The organism is Gilliamella sp. ESL0250, assembly GCF_013345045.1.
Classification (GTDB): Bacteria; Pseudomonadota; Gammaproteobacteria; order Enterobacterales; family Orbaceae; genus Gilliamella; species Gilliamella apicola_H.
Genome location: NZ_JAAEDV010000003.1, coordinates 1 through 18,108, shown reverse-complemented (window position 1 = coordinate 18,108; position 18,108 = coordinate 1). Strand labels below are relative to the sequence as shown.

The following is an 18,108-nucleotide window of genomic DNA, read 5'->3' as shown; positions in this document are numbered from 1 at the left end:
CTGTGTTTTAGTATAAAATCATTGAATAATAATTAAACATCTTTCAGCATCTAACTCTGGTATAGTTAATTTGATATTTTGTTTAAGCGTAAAACCTTCAGGAATAGGATCAATATCACTTCCTTTTAAAGCGTAAAAAAATCCTTGTTGATCGGGAAGGTGCTTACACCAATTAAGCATATCTTGCAAAGAGGCAAAAGCTCGGCTAATAACCCCATCAAATTTTTTATCGTTATACTCTTCGATCCGGCTTTGTATTGGGTTAATATTTATTAGCTTTAATTCAAACTGTACTTGCTTTAAAAAACGAATACGCTTACCTAAACTATCAACCAAATCAAATTGTTTATCGGGGTTAATAATCGCTAATGGAACGCCTGGTAAACCAGGACCTGTTCCTACGTCAATAAAGGTTTTGCCAGTTAAATAAGGAGATACAACTAAGCTATCCATAATATGCTTAACTAACATCTCGCTCGGATCGCGCACTGCTGTTAAGTTGTAAGTTTTGTTCCATTTGCTTAGCATCTCAACATAATGGATCAATTGATCTATTTGCGATTGAGAGATCGAAAGATCTGTTTGATCAATTAGATTAGTGAGTTTCTTTTTTAACATAATTTTTCTTTTTTAAATAAACTAATAACATTGAAATAGCGGCTGGTGTAATACCAGAAATACGCGAAGCTTGTCCTATAGAAACAGGTTTATGTTGCTTTAATTTCGCCACAACTTCATTCGATAATCCAGATATTTCGGCATAATCAATATGCTCAGGAATAAGCGTTTCTTCATTGCGCTTTTGACGTTCAATTTCTTCTATTTGCAGTTTAATATAACCATCATATTTTACTTGAATTTCAACCTGCTCGGCAGCTTGTGGGTCAGATAACCCAGGTGCAAATAATGAAAGTGATTTCAATGTGTTATAACTCATTTCAGGCCGTTTAAGTAACTCTTCACCATTGGCTTCTTTAGTCAAATGAGCACTTAAAACAGCATTGACTTCATCGATACTTTCAATATGAGGATGTACCCAGATATCACGTAGACGCGATCTTTCTTGCTCTATAGCATCAAATTTTTCATTAAAACAACGCCAACGGTAATCGTCGACCATGCCTAGATTGCGACCTATTTCAGTTAAACGAATATCAGCATTATCTTCGCGTAACATTAAACGATATTCAGCACGCGAGGTAAACATGCGATAAGGTTCGTTAGTACCAAGTGTACAAAGATCGTCAACTAGCACACCTAAATAAGCCTGATCGCGACTTGGATACCATTGATCTTGATCATATGCAAAGCGCGCTGCATTTAAACCTGCAAGCATACCTTGTGCTGCCGCTTCTTCATAGCCTGTTGTACCATTGATCTGTCCAGCTAAAAAGAGACCTTTGATCACTTTACTTTCGAGTGTTGGTTTAAGATCCCTTGGATCAAAATAATCATATTCGATCGCATAGCCAGGTCTTACAATATTTGCTTTTTCTAATCCTTTCATACTGCGCACAAATGCAAGTTGCGTATCAAATGGTAAGCTTGTTGAGATCCCATTTGGATAGATCTCATTACTGTCTAATCCTTCTGGCTCTAAATAGATCTGATGAGAATTACGATCAGCAAAACGCATGATCTTATCTTCAATTGATGGACAATATCTTGGTCCTACGCCTTCTATAATGCCGGTGTACATAGGGCTGCGATCTAAATTAGATCTAATAATATCGTGTGTTGTTTCATTAGTGCTGGTGATATAGCAAGGGATCTGTTTAGGATGTTCATTTGCATTACCCAAAAATGAAAATACTGGAACAGGATCATCGCCATATTGCGTGCCCAATTTTGAAAAATCAATGGTTCTAGCATCAATTCGCGGAGGGGTACCGGTTTTTAATCGCCCCATTCTAAATGAGTATTGATGTAGTGATTTTGATAAACCGATCGAAGCTGGATCGCCAGTGCGACCGCCACTATAATTATCAAGTCCTATGTGGATCTTACCGTCTAAAAAAGTACCGGTTGTTAATACAACAGCGTGGGCTTTAAAAGAAACACCCATTTGAGTTTTTACACCAATGATCTGATCGTTTTCAATGATCACATCTTCAACGGATTGTTGAAACAACATTAAATTTTCTTGGTTTTCAAGTGCTGTCCTTATCACTTTTCGGTAGAGAGATCGATCCGCTTGTGCACGTGTAGCCCTAACAGCTGGACCTTTGCTACTATTTAAGATCCTAAATTGGATCCCTGATAGATCGATAGCATGAGCCATTAATCCACCCATTGCATCAATCTCTTTAACTAAGTGTCCCTTGCCTATACCACCAATGGCTGGATTACAGGACATTTGTCCTAATGTGTTGATATTATGGGTTAAAAGTAGTGTTTTTCGTCCCATTCTTGCTGATGCCATTGCGGCTTCTGTTCCTGCATGACCGCCACCAACGATGATGACATCAAAAAGATCTGGATAAAACATAAAAAAGCCTCGTATTTATTTTTTGTAAAGATGATCGCTAATTTAGATCGGGAGATTTGGTTTATTTAGCGTAGGGAATTTTACTCATCTTTTCGATTACGTCAAATGATCTATTTTGATCGCCATTTAAATTAAATAAGATCTTTTAGATGATCTTTTTATTTTTATTATTATTACTATGGATCGTTTTTGTTGATAACTCATTTTTATAATTATTTTATAGGATCTTATCGATCATCTAATTCTGTTAATTGATCGGATCTTTTTAAGTTTAAACTTGTTAATAACTATTCTCTTTATCCACAGTTGATTTATTGATTAAGGTTATTAAAGCAGTGATAACAGCTTATGATCCTAATTGATCACAGAGTTATCCACAAAAAATAAATCTGTTTGCTTGATTTTTTACCTTTTATTGGTTTTATTTTATACTTGGATGAAAGATCCGTTATTAAATAATTTAATCATGTTTCTATCTTTGTAATGTTGTTTTTTAATTTACTTTATATTTTTGCTTGGAATGATTTTTGTCAATTACTTTATTTTATACCTAACTGTATCTCCTTAATGAAGCTAACATTAATTGGGAATATTATTTTTTATTATATAGAAATGTTTTTTTAATTTATGCTTGGCTTTAGGAAAAAAGCTGCATAGTTATTAGCTTCAACCGAATAAAAAATATTTTTCTGATGGAAATAATTTATTTTTTTATAAAAAAACGACAGTATGGTAAGTTATTGTCTAAATATGAGTATAAAATAATGCTATAAAAGTCAGGAAAAGAATCAATAAGTCATGATCACATTAGTCGATAGATTCAGTTTTGTCTTATTATGTGATGAATTAAGCTATATTTGTACAACTAAAGTACACATTAAATAATTTAAAGGGTAGGATATTTCACTTTTCTATAAAAGTGATTGATTTTTATAAAAGCAAATTTATACTTAACATGATTATGTTTTTATTGTGAGGTTCGTTTATTACTCTTTCGCAGCTACCTTTACCTTTTTCATTACCCAATAATGAAACTTTTGATAGTTTTTATGTCGGTGATAATCGATTATTGTTTGATTCATTGCAAACCTTATTAGGTAAAGAGGGGTTTAATATCTTTTATATATGGTCGGCTAGCGCTGCGGGTCGGACTCACCTTTTACATGCATCAAGTCAAAATAAATTAGCCAGTTATATTCCGCTAAAGCAGTATTATCATCTTGTACCTGAAATTCTGCAGGGATTAGATCATTATGATTTAGTCTGTTTAGATGATATTGATGCAATAGCAGGCCATAGGGATTGGGAAGAAGCTATTTTTGATTTATTTAACCGTTTAACTGAAAAAAACGTGAGCAAATTATTGATAACGGCAAGTAGACCACCTAAACAAATTTCTTTTATATTACCTGATTTGGTTTCTAGGTTATCTTGGGGTCAGGTTTATCAATTAAAAGAGCTTAGCGATGATGACAAGCTTAAAGCCTTACAATTAAGAGCGCAATTAAGTGGGTTTGAATTATCAACAGAAGTTGGGTTATTTTTATTAAAACGTGTTAACCGTGATATGCGTACACTGTTTTCTTTATTAGAAAAGTTTGAGGTGGCAACGCTTGCGCAACAACGTAAATTAACTATTCCTTTTATCAAACATATTTTGGATTTGTGATATGAGTCAAAAACCTGAAGCTATTGTTTTTTTTGATCTAGATGGGACACTATTTAATAGCCAAATTGATGTATTACCCAGCTCTTTTGAAGCTATAAAAAAATTAAAACAAAAAAATATTACGCCAATGATTGCAACGGGTCGAACTCCTTGTGAAGTGGTTGATTTAATGAAAAAGACTCAAATTGAGTCGATAATTGGCATGAACGGGCAAGTTGTTTTATATAAAGGCGAAAAGGTCTTTACTAATGATATTGATAAGGGCGTTATCGATCGTTTGTATCAATACTCTAAACAGCAAACAGGTATTCCGTTGTCTTTTTATAATCACGAAATTATGCGAGTGTCGCAAGATAGTGAACCGACTAAAAAATTTTATCATTTCCTAAAAGAACAAGTTCCGCCTGTCGATGATCAGATTTATTTAAAATCACCTATTCAGATGCTTTTATTACTTTGTGAATCTGGTGAGGCGCTTTATCGAGATATCTTCCCTGAGTTAACCTTTATTCGTAATACACCTTACTGTGTTGATGTTTTTAATAACGGTGGTTCTAAAGGTTATGGTATTACTCAATTGTTAAAAAATAAAGGATTTACTGATGTGCCAACCTATGCCTTTGGTGATGGCATGAATGATTTTGAAATGTTCCTAACCGTTGATCATCCAATTGCTATGGGTAATGCTGTTGATGAATTAAAAGCGCAAGCTGAGTTTGTTACAGATACTAATGATAATGATGGAATAATTAAAGGGTTACAACATTTTGGATTGATTTAATCAAAATTTATCTATATTTTTAGTTTATTGATAAATAACCCCTAAACAAACAGCTTGACTTGCGCCAGTTACCTCTGGAATGTTTGATGGAATATTATTGATTCGACAATGAGCAAGCCAAGCAAAGGCTATTGCCTCCATATCGTCTCCATTTATACCTTTTGTATCGGTTGTTAATACTGCCCATGCGGGTAATAAAGCCGATAATCTTTGCATAATTAGTGGATTTTTAGCACCTCCACCGCAAACTAAAAGCTCACAAGGTAATGCGCTTACTATAGGTAATTTACTAATTTCATTGGCAATGGATAAAGCGGTAAATTCAACTAGTGTTGCTTGAATATCTTGTGCTTTTAAATGTATTCCTACTAATTTTTTATAAAGCCAAGATAAGTTAAATAGTTCTCGTCCTGTACTTTTGGGGGCGGGTATTTGAAAATAGTCTTCTTGATATAAAAGGTTTAATAATTTTTGGTTTATTTTACCTGTTTTTGCCCATAATCCGCCCTTATCATAGTTTTTATCTAAGTGCTCTTTTATCCAACCATCCAGTAATACATTACCTGGACCAGTGTCATAACCTAGGATGGGTTGATTGGGTATTAATACCGAAATGTTACTAATACCGCCGATATTTAGTATCACGCGATTTATTTGTGGATCTTGTAGTACTGCTTTATGAAAAGCTGGAACAAGTGGTGCGCCTTGTCCACCATAAGCCATATCTTTACGACGAAAATCAGCAATAGTAGTTATACCTGTTTTTGCGGCAATAATATTAGCATCACCAATTTGTAAGGTAAAAGGATTATCACCGTTTGGTGAATGGTAAATTGTTTGTCCGTGACAGCCAATAGCTTTAATTTGTTGTTTATCAATATTATTATCTTTTAAAAACTGATTTATGCTATCAGCAAACAGTTTGCCTATTTGATGATCTATCTCACCTAAATTTTGTAATGTGGTTTGCTGGCTTTCACATAATTTTAGTAAATGCTGTTTTAAATCGGCAGGCATTGGATAGCAGTTGCTCGCTATTGATGTGACATTTTTTGCGGTAATATTTACCAAAGCAATATCAACTCCATCCATGCTAGTACCTGACATCACACCAATATATAAATTTCGCATAAAGTTACCCTTGCCGAATGATTTGCCCTGTTTTGATGTCTTTAATTTGCGATGGTTGTGATCGATGGCCTGTTTCACCATCTAAAATAGGAAAATTTTCACCAAACTGTTTGGCAACTTCGATGGCGGTTTTGCAAGGGTTATAAGTGGAAAGATTAGCACTAGTTGACACAATCGGTTTGCCATAAAGATCACAAAGCTTACAAACTAAAGGATGATTGGTGACGCGCACCGCAATAGAATCAAATTTACCTGTCAAAAAATAAGGCGTATTTTTATTTTTAGGAAAAACCCAAGTAACAGGCCCTGGCCAGTTAGTAAATGCTAACTGTTTTTGTTCATTGGTGATGGCTGATTCATCTATATAGGGAATTAGTTGTTGGTAACGGCTAGCAATTAAAATCAAGCCTTTATCTATTGATCGTTGTTTTAGTTGTAGTAACTTTAATACGGCTGATTCACAATCCGGATCACAACCTAGACCAAAAACGGCTTCAGTTGGGTAAGCGATCACTTCACCATTTTTTAAATAATTACTTATTTCCGATAGCGTTAATAAATTAGCCATTAAATTTGAATATTAACTGAGTACAATTGATATTTATATTAAACCTAGGTTTTAGGTTTTGCAAATTAGTATGATTTAGCTTTTAAATGGTGGTAATAGTAAATGTCTTAGTCTATAGTCATTCCCAATTCATTTGTGGAAAATGGTTAGCTGTAAGTTCAACAACCTGTTGCATATTAATAATTTTAAGCCTTGAATCGATAATATTACTTAGTCCACGAGCTTCAATATCACTATTGATGATATAGCAATGCTCGGTTTTATGGATAATATCATTTAATAATGGATTATTTTGTATCGCCAGAACAACACCATTTTGCCAGAACAATACGGCATCTTGATCTGATATTAATTGTGGGTTTATGGTTGAATGGTTTGCTGTCGAGATTGTATGTAGCATTTTTTTCACTTTTTATACTAAAACGTAGGGTTTCCTGAAACTTTTTTACAAAATTAAGGTTATCTTGTTTGGTACATCTTTAATGGTTATTAGTATATAATAAGAACTATTTATTGAACAAAGAATTCATCATGAATCCGATTATTTTAACCGATGAGCAACAAACAATTTTGTTTGGTAGTAGAATTGCCAAACTGTGTTTAAACTATTTGTCCAAGCATGATGATACTATTGTTATCCATTTAATTGGCGATCTTGGTGCAGGTAAAACGACTTTTAGTCGTGGTTTTTTACAACAATTAGGTCATAAAGGTAACGTAAAAAGTCCAACTTATACATTAGTAGAACCCTATCATTTTGAAAACTTTTCTGTTTATCATTTTGATTTGTATCGACTTTGCGATCCTGAAGAGCTGGAGTTTATGGGGATTCGTGAATATTTTGCTTTGCGATCGATTTGTTTAATTGAGTGGCCAGAGCAAGCAAAAGGTATTTTGCCTAGTGCTGATCTTGAAATTCATTTGGCTTATTTAGCGCTTGAGCGTACCGCTTTTGTGCAAGCAACAAGCGAAAAAGGTCAAACAATTATTAAGTTATCACAATAGAAGTAAACAATAAAAAGACGAATGAAAAAATTAATCACTATTTTTATATTATTGCTGCTTTGTAGCTCTGTTTATGCAGCCAATGTTGTGGTTGCCGTCGATGCGGGTCATGGCGGTAAAGATTCCGGTGCAATAGGAAAAAATAACTTATATGAAAAAACAGTGACGCTTTCAATCGCCAAAAAGCTCACTACTTTGCTAAATAAAGATCCCAATTTTAAGGGAGTATTAACCCGTAGTCGTGATAATTTTATCTCTGTTTCGCAGCGCTCGGAAATCGCCCGTAAAAATAGAGCTAATTTATTAGTTTCAGTACATGCTGATGCTGCGCCAAATAGGGAGGCTACAGGTGCTTCGATCTGGGTCTTGTCAACTAAGCGAGCTGATACAGAATTGGGCAGATGGCTTGAACAGGGCGAAAAACAATCAGAATTATTAGGTGGTGCTGGTGATGCATTAAGCGACGATCATAATCCTCACTTAAGCCAAGCAGTATTAGATCTACAGTTTTCTTATTCTCAACAAGTGGGTTATGAGTTAGCAACACAAGTATTAAAAGAAATGAAAAAGACAGTAAAACTACATAAATCTGCCCCAGAATATGCAAGTTTAGGCGTATTACGTTCGCCAGATATCCCGTCAATTTTAGTTGAAGTTGGCTTCATTTCTAATGAAGGTGAAGAACGCTTGCTAAGTAGTAATGTTCATCAAGATAAGATAGCGAAAGCTATCTATCAAGGTATAAAAAATTACGTTAAACAAAATCCAAAATTTGGGGAACAACATTAATGGCAATTCATATTCTTTCTCCCCAATTAGCCAATCAAATTGCTGCTGGTGAGGTGGTAGAACGCCCCGCGTCTGTCATCAAAGAGTTAGTTGAAAATAGCCTTGATGCGGGTAGTACTCAAATAGATATTGACCTTGAGCAAGGAGGCTGTAAATTAATTCGTATTCGTGATAATGGTTGTGGTATTGCTAAAGATGAATTAGCGTTGGCACTTGCTCGTCATGCGACAAGTAAAATCAATACGTTAGATGATTTAGACGCAATTATTAGTCTTGGGTTTCGTGGTGAGGCATTAGCGAGTATAAGTTCGGTTGCTAGATTGACATTAACTTCACGTACCGCTGAACAATCCGAAGCATGGCAAGTTTATGCTGAAGGACGGGATATGAAGCCGATGATTAAACCTGCAGCTCATCCTGTAGGATCGACTGTCGAAGTCCTTGATCTTTTTTATAATACACCTGCAAGACGTCGTTTTTTAAAAACAGAAAAAACAGAGTTTATGCATATTGAAGAGTTTGTTCGGCGTATTGCACTTGCACGCCCCGATGTTACCTTTAATTTACAACATAATGGTAAACTCGTTAAGCAGTATCGTTCATCAGCTCTTGAAAAACGAGTCGAATTAGTTTGCGGTCGATCTTTTATGCAAAAAGCTGTAAAACTGGATTGGCAGCATGATGATTTACTCATTCAAGGTTGGGTCACCAGTAGTGAAAGTAGTGATTTGCAGTATTTTTATGTTAATGGGCGAGTCATCAAAGATAAATTACTTAATCATGCATTGCGTCAGGCTTACATCAGTCGTACTAATGAACAACAAAGTTATGTGGTGTTTTTACAAATTGATCCAAAACAAGTTGATGTTAATGTTCACCCAGCCAAACACGAAGTCCGTTTTCATGAAGCAAGACTGGTTCATGATTTTGTTTATCAAGCGATAGTGATGGCCCTTGAATCAAATTTATCTGTATCAGAAGAAAAAGTTACCATAACACCTAATCGACAAGCAGCGGGTGAGAATATCTTTAATCAAAAAACGGCTGCTAATTCTTATCAAACGCGTAGTCAATTATCGAAAAAAACAAGTAATTATGCTAAAGAAAATGCATTGTATGGTGAGTTAGTCAATGTTGCACCTTCCCAAGAGACAGTGCAATTTGAGCAAAAACAGTCATTCTTATCGGCAGAAGAAAATGAAATAACTGAACCACAAAAAGCGGTTATTGAAGCATTATTTCCTAAAAGAAGTACGCCACTACAAGCATTACAACAGCAACTTGATAGCTCATCATTAGTACAATTTGGTCGGGTATTAACGGTTATTCAGCCCGATATTGCATTACTTGAAAAGTATGAAGATAATCAGCAAAAATTAATGTTAATGAAATTATCTATTGCTAAGCAAAAAGTGACTGCTATTAAATTATTATCACAAGATTCTGAAAAATTGCTTATTCCATTAACAATTTTAATCAATCATCAAGAGCAGCAAGTGCTTTCCAGTTATCAACCTCAGTTGAACTTTTTAGGTTTTGATTTTTATATTGATAAAGCAAAATTGTATTTGCAAAATGTTCCTAAAATGTTGCGCACTATGAATTGGCAGCAATTATTACCTGCTTTAATTGCTTTTATATCAGATTCAAAAAATGGAGTGTTAGATCCTACACAAATAGCGGCTTGGTTAGCTAATCAGTATGGTGATAATTGCACTATGATCTGGAGTGTGGCTAAAGTCATTCCGTTGCTTGCTCAATTAGAAGAGATAGATATTAATCTATTACAACAAGAATCATTTTTATATCCGATTGATATACAATCTTTAACTCAATCAATTTTATCATGAATAAACCAAAAATTATTTCGTTAATGGGACCAACAGCATCGGGTAAAACGGCATTTGCTATGGCGCTTTACGATCGTTATCCTATTGATATTATTAGTGTCGATTCTGCTTTGATTTATCGCGGTATGGATATCGGTACCGCAAAGCCAACTAAAAAAGAGCAACAAAATTATCCACATAAATTGATTGATATGTGTGATCCCGCAGAGAGTTATTCAGCGGCTAATTTTAGGCATGATGCAATTGTAGAAATTGAAAAATCACTAAAAAAAGGTCGAATTCCATTGTTAGTAGGTGGGACAATGCTCTATTTTAAAGCTTTAATTGAAGGGCTTTCACCACTTCCAGCGGCCAATAGTGAAATTCGTGAACAAATAGAAGAAAAAGCCAATAAATTAGGTTGGCAAGCGATTCACGATGAACTAAAAAAAGTCGATCCCGTTTCGGCTAAAAGAATTCATCCTAACGATCCACAGCGCCTTAATCGTGCTTTAGAAGTTTATTTAATCTCGGGTAAGAGTCTAACGGAACTGACACAAGAAAGCGGTGAAGCATTACCTTATGATATTATGCAGTTTGCTATTATGCCGCAAGATCGGGCACAGTTACATAAACGAATTGAACAACGTTTTTTACAGATGCTAGATCAAGGCTTTGAAGATGAAGTAAAACTGCTTATGCAGCGATCTGATTTGCATTTAAATTTGCCTTCTATTCGTTGTGTGGGGTATCGCCAAATGTGGGAATATTTAAATGGTGATATAAGTTATGATGAAATGGTATTTAAAGGTATTTGTGCTACTCGTCAATTAGCCAAACGGCAGATCACTTGGCTTCGTGGCTGGAAACAACCGATCACATGGCTAAATAATGATAATATGGACTCAATTTTCCAAAAAATATTATAAGTAGTAATTTTTATAGCGAGAATAATAGTATACAATTATGAATTGTATTGTTGGTAAAATTATGTACATTATTGTCAATAATTTAGTATTTTTTTATTTTTTTAGTTTAAATTTATTAAAAATTTAGTTATTTGTGCATAAATTTTAGTTGATCGGTTCAAGAGAAGCGCTTTTTATGTTATTTTGGTAGATACTAAAGATATATTTCAAATAGTATGTAAAAATACATTGATTACATTATAAATGTATTTATTTTATCTTCATATAATTATTTTTTAAAGGATAAACTTATGTCAAAAGGGCAGTCATTACAAGATCCTTATTTAAACTTGCTTCGTCGAGAGCACATTCCTGTATCAATCTATTTAGTTAATGGTATCAAGCTACAAGGACAAATTGAATCATTCGATCAGTTTGTTATTTTGTTAAAAAATACTGTAAGCCAAATGGTATATAAACATGCTATCTCGACAGTCGTACCATCTAGACCTATTTCTGGATTGGTATCTCAGCCTGAAGAGGGAGCTGAAAGCTGATATTTCAGTGGAGAATCTGATTGTTTGAACGATATAAAGGCGGTGAAACTGCCTTATTAGTCCATGTATTCTTCCCTCAAGAAAGTGATATCGAGGATCTTAAAGAGTTTGAAGTATTAGTTTCTTCAGCTCAAATAGATATTCTCGATATCATAACAACTTCAAGAAAATCGCCTCAAACCAAATATTTTGTTAGTGAAGGTAAAGCGCAGGAAATCGCTGAAAAGGTTGATCAACTTGATGCTTCCGTTATTTTAGTAAATCATACTTTAACCCCCTCCCAAGAACGCAATCTAGAACAGTTGTGTAAATGTCGTGTTGTTGATAGAACAGGATTGATTCTTGATATTTTTGCACAACGAGCCAGAACACATGAAGGTAAATTGCAAGTCGAGCTAGCGCAGTTACAACACCTTTCAACTCGATTAGTCCGAGGTTGGACGCATTTGGAACGACAAAAAGGGGGAATTGGTTTACGTGGTCCTGGTGAAACGCAACTAGAAACAGATAGACGATTGATTCGTCATCGTATTCAGTTGATTTTATCAAGGCTGGCAAAAGTCGAAAAGCAGCGAAATCAAAATCGTCAATCAAGAAATAAAGCTGATCTATCAACAGTATCTTTGGTTGGTTATACTAATGCGGGTAAATCAACACTATTTAATGCATTAACAAATGCTGAGGTGTATGCTGCTGATCAGTTATTTGCTACGCTCGATCCAACGCTACGGCGGATTACTGTTGATGATGTTGGAGAAGTTGTTTTAGCTGATACAGTTGGTTTTATTCGTCATTTACCCCACGATTTAATTGCCGCTTTTAAAGCGACACTACTTGAAACGCAAGAAGCCACTTTATTATTACATGTTATTGATGCTGCTGATCCAAATATATTGGATAATATGCATGCTGTTGATGAAGTGTTGCTCGAAATTGATGCCAATGAAATTCCAACATTACTCGTTATGAATAAAATTGATTTAATTGAGGGTAAGCAGCCAGGTATTGATCGGGATGAAAATGGCATACCAATTCGAGTTTGGATTTCAGCGCAAAATAGTTTAGGATTGGATCAATTATTTATTGCTTTAAAAGAAAGGTTAGCCAAGCAAATTCAAGTTTGCCATTTAAGTTTACCTGCTCATTTAGCAAGACTTAGAAGCCGTTTATATCAGTTAAACGCGGTAGAAAATGAATTTATTAATGAGGATGGTAGTTTTCATTTAGATGTGAGAATTCCCTCAATTGAATGGAATCGCCTCTGTAAACAAGAGCCAGATCTGTTATACTTGATCAATAAGCAAAATAACAACTAATTGTTAAATGGAGCATATAAAATATGGCGTGGAATCAGCCCGGAAATAACGGACAAGATAACGACCCATGGGGAAATAATAACAAAAAACCAACAAATAATTCATCTGGTGGTTTATTTGATAAAATTAAAGACCTCTTAAAAAAAGGTAATTTAGGCAATAATAGAGGGACCTCTGGAATTAAATTACCAATGAATACTACTAAAATTATTATATCTATAATCGCTTTATTTGTTCTTGTTTGGAGTGTCAGCGGTTTTTATACCATTAACCAAAGTCAACGCGGTGTGATTACTCGCTTGGGGCAAGTCCAACCAGAAATTATTCAACCTGGTTTAAATTGGCATCCACCATTGATTGATAAAGTATATAAAGTTGATACGCAAGGTACGCATAATTTTAATGTAAATGGTTTTATGATAACAACTGGTGAGGATCTAGTCTTTGTTGAGATGAATGTTCAATATCGCATCAGTAATCCTATAAAATATTTATTTAATGTCACTAATGTTAAAGATAGTCTACAACAAGCTGCTGATAGTGCTTTACGTACTGAAGTGGGTAGCTCAAGTATGGATGATATTTTAACTGATGGACGTTCAGCATTGGAAACCCGTACAAAAGATGAGTTAGTCAATGTTATCAATAATTATGATATGGGAATTAGTATAGTGGATCTTAATTTCCAATCAGCTCGTCCTCCTGAAGCAGTACAAGAAGCCTTTAATGATGCAATGAATGCTCGAGAAGACAAAAAACGTGAAATAAATAAAGCTGCTGCAGAAAAAGTTCAACAAGTACAACAGGCAGAAGGGCGCTCTGCAAGAATTTTAGCTGATGCTAATGCTTATAAGGTTAGAGTGGAACTCGAAGCTGCAGGAGATGTGGCTCGTTTTGAAAAAATCTTACCACAATATAAAGCAGCACCAGAAATCACTAAAGAACGCCTATATATTGAAACCATGGAAAGAGTATTATCTAAAACCAATAAAATTATAGTTAATGATAAAAGTGGAAATTTAATGGTATTGCCTCTAGAACAATTATTAAAAAATAAAAATGACAAAAAATCTGAAACAATGACTTTATCAAACTCAAATAGTGAATCTAATTTTAATGCGCCGATCTCCTCTGAAACGATAAAAGATCAACCTCAGGCAACGCAAGTATCCCCAAAAGAGGCTAACAGCAGCACCAATAACACTATTAACGCGGGCAATACTACACGGACTCCGCGGTTTATGGGAAGATAAGGAGAAAAATATGCGCAAATTATTGATTCCTACAATATTGATTTTAATCGGTGTGTTTTTTTCTAGTGCTTATGTTGTTGAAGAAGGGACCTGTGGCATCGTTTTACGTTTTAATAAAATTATAGAATTATCTGGTCCTGGATTACATTTTAAAATACCAGGAATGGATAATGTAAAAGTTGTTGATGCTAAAATCCAAACGACAAATAGTTCTGATAGTGCAGGTCGAGAACAAAAGTTCATAACACGTGAAAATAAAGATTTAGTTGTTGATTATTTTGTACAATGGAAAATTGTTGATTTTAATCGATACTATGAAACTATTGCTGGTGGTAATAGTGTTGAAAACCTGTTACTTGCACGCTTAAATGGTCGTTTAAGGGCAGAAATTGGAAAATTAGATATCATCGATATTATTAATGACACAAATAATAATTCTCGTAATTCTATAATGACTCGGGTAAAAGAAGCGTTAAATGGCACTGCTCAGGAAGAGTTGGTAAAAAGCGAATCGGTTGAAAAGTTTATTAGTGAGACTGAAAAAGATTCTGAAAGTAATAAAACAAGTATGAGATCTTTTGGTATTGAAGTCATTGATGTTCGTATAAAGAAAGTAAACTTTCCTCAAGAAATATCTAATTCAATTTATGAACAAATGAAAGCGGCTCGAAAAGTTGTTGCACAAAATCAACGTTTTCAAGGTGTTAAAAAAGCGGATGAAATACGAGCAGAGACTACGCTAGAAGTAACAAAGATATTATCCGAAGCTGAACGCCAATCTCGAACTATTCGTGGTGAAGGTGATGCAAATGCCGCTAAGCTTTATGCAGATGCTTTTGGTAAAGATATGGAGTTTTTTAGCTTTATTCGTAGTTTAAAAGCTTATGAACAAAGCTTTACAGGTAATGATATTATGGTCATTAGTCCTGATAGTGAATTTTTTCAATATATGAAATTAAAATCTAATAACTAATTGAATGAGATAAATAATCTATGAGTAATAATGTTGTTGTGCTAGGTACACAATGGGGTGATGAAGGCAAAGGTAAAGTTGTTGATTTACTCACAGAAAAAGCAAAATATGTTGTTCGTTATCAAGGTGGACATAATGCTGGCCATACATTAGTGATTAATGGTGAAAAAACTGTATTACATTTAATTCCATCAGGAATCTTACGCAATGATGTGATAAGTATTATTGCTAATGGTGTTGTACTATGTCCTGATGCCTTAATGAAAGAAATGAACGAGTTAGAAAAAAGTGGTATTCCTGTTAAGAAAAGACTCCTTATTTCTGAATCATGCCCTTTAATTTTACCCTACCATATTGCATTAGACCAAGCGCGAGAAAAAGCGCGTGGTAGTAAAGCTATTGGAACAACAGGTCGCGGTATTGGTCCTGCTTATGAAGATAAAGTGGCACGGCGTGGGCTTCGAGTTGGTGATTTATGTGATCGCCAAGCTTTTGCCGAAAAATTAAAAGAAGTAATGGAATATCATAATTTCCAATTAGTTAATTATTACAAAGCAGAAGCCGTAGACTATCAAAAAGTTCTCGATGATACATTAGCGATAGCTGATATTTTAGTTGCTATGATTGCCGATATTCCTGCTCTTTTAGAAGAAGCACGCAAAAAAGGTGAGAGAATTATGTTTGAAGGGGCACAAGGTACATTACTTGATATTGACCATGGGACTTATCCTTTTGTTACTTCTTCTAATACTACCGCTGGCGGTGTTGCAACAGGTTCTGGTTTTGGTCCGCGTTATGTTGGTTATGTACTAGGTATTGTCAAAGCTTACTCTACACGTGTTGGTGCAGGCCCGTTTCCTACTGAATTATTTGATGAGACTGGTGAGTACTTATGTAAGCAGGGTAACGAATTTGGTGCAACAACAGGTCGTCGTCGTCGTACTGGATGGCTTGATACTGTTGCTGTTCGCAAGGCTGTACAACTTAATTCTGTTTCAGGATTTTGTTTAACTAAACTTGATGTGTTAGATGGGCTTAAAGAAGTTAAGATCTGTATTGGTTATCAATTACCAAGTGGTGAAGTTATCAAAAACGCTCCTGCGGCAGCTGAAGAGTGGAGTTTAGTTAAACCTGTTTATGAATCAATGCCTGGCTGGAGTGAATCAACCTTTGGTATAAAAAGTTATGATGCTCTTCCACAAGCAGCTAAAGCTTATATTAAACGGATTGAAGAGTTAACCGAAACACCAATTGATATTATTTCAACAGGACCAGATCGAAGTGAAACAATGATTTTACGTGATCCATACCAAAACTAACTTAGCATCAATCAAATCGGGATAATTGTCCCGATTTTTTGTTTTTAGGATGTTGTTTTCTAGACAATTCACTGTGTAAGAGGAATTTATGACTAAACTAGGAACGCCATTATCACCAACTTCAACTAAAGTATTACTTTGTGGTGCGGGCGAACTTGCTAAAGAAGTTGTCATTGAGTTACAACGATTGGGGTGTGAAGTTATTGCCGTTGATCGTTATGCAAATGCGCCTGCGATGCAAGTTGCTCATCGGTCTCATATCATTAATATGCTTGATGGGGATGCTTTAAGAAAAGTCATTGAAGCAGAAAATCCAGATTATATTGTTCCAGAAATTGAAGCTATTGCAACATCTACACTAATTGAGTTGGAAGAAAAAGGATTTACAGTTATTCCAACAGCAAAAGCAACACAACTTACCATGAATCGTGAGGGAATCCGTCGACTTGCAGCGGAGGAATTAAAATTACCAACGTCACCTTATCGATTTGCTGCAAATGCAATTGAATTTAGAAAAGCAGTCAAAGAAATAGGTTTTCCTTGCTTAGTTAAACCTGTTATGAGCTCTTCTGGTAAAGGACAATCATTATTAAGAGGCGAAGCTGATATTGAATCATCATGGAAATATGCACAAGAAGGTGGAAGAGCTGGTAGTGGAAAAGTTATCATTGAAGGCTTTATTGATTTTGATTACGAAATTACTTTACTTACAGTTAGACATATTAAGGGTGTGTCATATTGTGAACCAATAGGGCATCGTCAAGAACAAGGTGACTACCGAGAATCTTGGCAACCTCAGCAGATGTCTGATAAGGCATTAAAACAGGCAAAAGATATTGCAGCTAAAATAACAGATGCATTAGGTGGTCGAGGGTTATTTGGTGTTGAATTGTTTGTTAAAGGTGATCAGGTATGGTTTAGTGAGGTATCACCTCGTCCACATGATACTGGCATGGTGACATTAATTTCACAAAATCTATCTGAGTTTGCACTACATGCTAGAGCAATATTAGGCCTGCCTATTCCTATTATAGAACAATATGGATCATGTGCATCAGCTGTTTTATTAATTGAAGGTGATTCAAAACAAGTCACTTTTGCTAATCTCGATAAAGCATTAAGCGAATCGCAAACTGATTTACGTTTATTTGGTAAACCAGAAGTGAAAGGTACTCGCAGAATGGGGGTTGCGCTAGCGAAGGCTTTAACGGTTAACGATGCGATTATTAAAGCCATTAATGTAGTAAAACAACTAAAAATAACCCTATAATGAACTTTCTTGTCTGAAAAGTAATCGTTCAATTCAAAAAAAGAAAAAATTATAAAATAGGGGTTGACGTATACCAGTGAAGTAAGTAATATACGCAACCCTTGAGACAGCAAACTAAATTAACAAAAAGTTGATTAGATATTGAAGCTGTCAGCTCTTTAAAAAGAAGAAACAGACAATCTGTGTGGGCACTTGCGAGACAAAGAATGAAAAGTCTACGGACTTAAAAATTAAGTCTTGATAAGTGACACT

The 18,108-nt window shown here is 34.9% G+C and carries 16 protein-coding genes and 1 pseudogene; 12 read left to right on the top strand and 5 right to left on the bottom strand.

Annotated features, from left to right (window positions below; translation table 11 throughout):
* Positions 1 to 18 precede the first annotated feature (18 nt).
* On the bottom strand, positions 19 to 618 hold the full coding sequence (gene rsmG / locus GYY69_RS03240) for a 16S rRNA (guanine(527)-N(7))-methyltransferase RsmG (RefSeq protein WP_174796408.1): 600 nt from the start codon (positions 616 to 618) through the stop codon (positions 19 to 21).
* Positions 596 to 2,488, bottom strand: a complete 1,893-nt coding sequence (gene mnmG / locus GYY69_RS03235) for a tRNA uridine-5-carboxymethylaminomethyl(34) synthesis enzyme MnmG (protein ID WP_174796407.1) — start codon at positions 2,486 to 2,488, stop codon at positions 596 to 598. Before mnmG ends, rsmG begins: the two co-directional genes overlap by 23 nt.
* Before the next feature lie 985 nt (positions 2,489 to 3,473).
* Between mnmG and hda the strand changes: the two genes are divergently transcribed.
* Together hda and GYY69_RS03225 are read left to right on the top strand one after the other, a co-directional pair.
* Complete coding sequence (hda, locus tag GYY69_RS03230; protein ID WP_085247622.1) at positions 3,474 to 4,157, top strand: DnaA inactivator Hda; 684 nt, start codon at positions 3,474 to 3,476, stop codon at positions 4,155 to 4,157.
* 1 nt (position 4,158) lies between these two features.
* Entirely contained in the window at positions 4,159 to 4,938 is a 780-nt protein-coding gene (locus GYY69_RS03225) for a Cof-type HAD-IIB family hydrolase (RefSeq protein WP_174796406.1), read from the top strand.
* A 24-nt stretch (positions 4,939 to 4,962) separates the two neighbouring features.
* Here GYY69_RS03225 and GYY69_RS03220 read toward each other — a convergent pair whose 3' ends face one another.
* The 3 genes from GYY69_RS03220 to tusB all read right to left on the bottom strand — a co-directional run bounded on the left by GYY69_RS03220 (position 4,963) and on the right by tusB (position 7,037).
* Positions 4,963 to 6,069: an anhydro-N-acetylmuramic acid kinase gene (locus GYY69_RS03220; RefSeq protein ID WP_174796405.1), complete on the bottom strand. Its 1,107-nt coding sequence runs from the start codon at positions 6,067 to 6,069 to the stop codon at positions 4,963 to 4,965.
* A 4-nt stretch (positions 6,070 to 6,073) separates the two neighbouring features.
* A complete protein-coding gene (locus GYY69_RS03215; protein ID WP_174796404.1) occupies positions 6,074 to 6,637 on the bottom strand; it encodes a Sua5/YciO/YrdC/YwlC family protein in 564 nt (187 codons plus the stop codon).
* Between the two features lie 118 nt (positions 6,638 to 6,755).
* Positions 6,756 to 7,037, bottom strand: a complete 282-nt coding sequence (gene tusB / locus GYY69_RS03210) for a sulfurtransferase complex subunit TusB (protein ID WP_065638019.1) — start codon at positions 7,035 to 7,037, stop codon at positions 6,756 to 6,758.
* Between the two features lie 128 nt (positions 7,038 to 7,165).
* On the opposite strand from tusB, the gene tsaE reads away from it, so the two are divergent.
* From tsaE to purT, 10 genes and pseudogenes are all read left to right on the top strand, one after another.
* Positions 7,166 to 7,642 (top strand): tRNA (adenosine(37)-N6)-threonylcarbamoyltransferase complex ATPase subunit type 1 TsaE, encoded by a 477-nt coding sequence (gene tsaE / locus GYY69_RS03205; RefSeq protein WP_174796579.1) that lies wholly within the window; start codon positions 7,166 to 7,168, stop codon positions 7,640 to 7,642.
* Positions 7,643 to 7,705: 63 nt separating this feature from the next.
* A pseudogene (locus tag GYY69_RS03200) lies at positions 7,706 to 8,410 on the top strand (N-acetylmuramoyl-L-alanine amidase); the annotation flags it as partial.
* 20 nt (positions 8,411 to 8,430) lie between these two features.
* On the top strand, positions 8,431 to 10,281 hold the full coding sequence (gene mutL / locus GYY69_RS03195) for a DNA mismatch repair endonuclease MutL (protein ID WP_174796402.1): 1,851 nt from the start codon (positions 8,431 to 8,433) through the stop codon (positions 10,279 to 10,281).
* Positions 10,278 to 11,189: a tRNA (adenosine(37)-N6)-dimethylallyltransferase MiaA gene (miaA, locus tag GYY69_RS03190; RefSeq protein WP_174796401.1), complete on the top strand. Its 912-nt coding sequence runs from the start codon at positions 10,278 to 10,280 to the stop codon at positions 11,187 to 11,189. Before mutL ends, miaA begins: the two co-directional genes overlap by 4 nt.
* Positions 11,190 to 11,479: 290 nt before the next feature.
* Complete coding sequence (gene hfq, locus GYY69_RS03185) at positions 11,480 to 11,725, top strand: RNA chaperone Hfq (RefSeq protein WP_065638023.1); 246 nt, start codon at positions 11,480 to 11,482, stop codon at positions 11,723 to 11,725.
* 20 nt (positions 11,726 to 11,745) lie between these two features.
* A complete protein-coding gene (gene hflX, locus GYY69_RS03180; RefSeq protein ID WP_174796400.1) occupies positions 11,746 to 13,041 on the top strand; it encodes a ribosome rescue GTPase HflX in 1,296 nt (431 codons plus the stop codon).
* 23 nt (positions 13,042 to 13,064) lie between these two features.
* Positions 13,065 to 14,294, top strand: coding sequence for an FtsH protease activity modulator HflK (gene hflK / locus GYY69_RS03175; RefSeq protein WP_174796399.1), 1,230 nt, complete (start codon positions 13,065 to 13,067; stop codon positions 14,292 to 14,294).
* A gap of 10 nt (positions 14,295 to 14,304) precedes the next feature.
* Positions 14,305 to 15,267, top strand: coding sequence for a protease modulator HflC (gene hflC / locus GYY69_RS03170; protein WP_174796398.1), 963 nt, complete (start codon positions 14,305 to 14,307; stop codon positions 15,265 to 15,267).
* Positions 15,268 to 15,287: 20 nt separating this feature from the next.
* Positions 15,288 to 16,586: an adenylosuccinate synthase gene (locus tag GYY69_RS03165; protein ID WP_174796397.1), complete on the top strand. Its 1,299-nt coding sequence runs from the start codon at positions 15,288 to 15,290 to the stop codon at positions 16,584 to 16,586.
* 88 nt (positions 16,587 to 16,674) lie between these two features.
* Positions 16,675 to 17,856: a formate-dependent phosphoribosylglycinamide formyltransferase gene (gene purT, locus GYY69_RS03160; protein ID WP_174796396.1), complete on the top strand. Its 1,182-nt coding sequence runs from the start codon at positions 16,675 to 16,677 to the stop codon at positions 17,854 to 17,856.
* Positions 17,857 to 18,108 lie beyond the last annotated feature (252 nt).

Bases quoted from the DNA above. Each gene is read 5' to 3' on its own strand.
- rsmG (WP_174796408.1), bottom strand. From the start codon at position 618: ATGTTAAAAAAGAAACTCACTAATCTAATTGATCAAACAGATCTTTCG.
- mnmG (WP_174796407.1), bottom strand. From the start codon at position 2,488: ATGTTTTATCCAGATCTTTTTGATGTCATCATCGTTGGTGGCGGTCAT.
- GYY69_RS03225 (WP_174796406.1), top strand. From the start codon at position 4,159: ATGAGTCAAAAACCTGAAGCTATTGTTTTTTTTGATCTAGATGGGACA.
- GYY69_RS03220 (WP_174796405.1), bottom strand. From the start codon at position 6,069: ATGCGAAATTTATATATTGGTGTGATGTCAGGTACTAGCATGGATGGA.
- GYY69_RS03215 (WP_174796404.1), bottom strand. From the start codon at position 6,637: ATGGCTAATTTATTAACGCTATCGGAAATAAGTAATTATTTAAAAAAT.
- tusB (WP_065638019.1), bottom strand. From the start codon at position 7,037: ATGCTACATACAATCTCGACAGCAAACCATTCAACCATAAACCCACAA.
- mutL (WP_174796402.1), top strand. From the start codon at position 8,431: ATGGCAATTCATATTCTTTCTCCCCAATTAGCCAATCAAATTGCTGCT.
- miaA (WP_174796401.1), top strand. From the start codon at position 10,278: ATGAATAAACCAAAAATTATTTCGTTAATGGGACCAACAGCATCGGGT.
- hfq (WP_065638023.1), top strand. From the start codon at position 11,480: ATGTCAAAAGGGCAGTCATTACAAGATCCTTATTTAAACTTGCTTCGT.
- hflK (WP_174796399.1), top strand. From the start codon at position 13,065: ATGGCGTGGAATCAGCCCGGAAATAACGGACAAGATAACGACCCATGG.
- hflC (WP_174796398.1), top strand. From the start codon at position 14,305: ATGCGCAAATTATTGATTCCTACAATATTGATTTTAATCGGTGTGTTT.
- GYY69_RS03165 (WP_174796397.1), top strand. From the start codon at position 15,288: ATGAGTAATAATGTTGTTGTGCTAGGTACACAATGGGGTGATGAAGGC.
- purT (WP_174796396.1), top strand. From the start codon at position 16,675: ATGACTAAACTAGGAACGCCATTATCACCAACTTCAACTAAAGTATTA.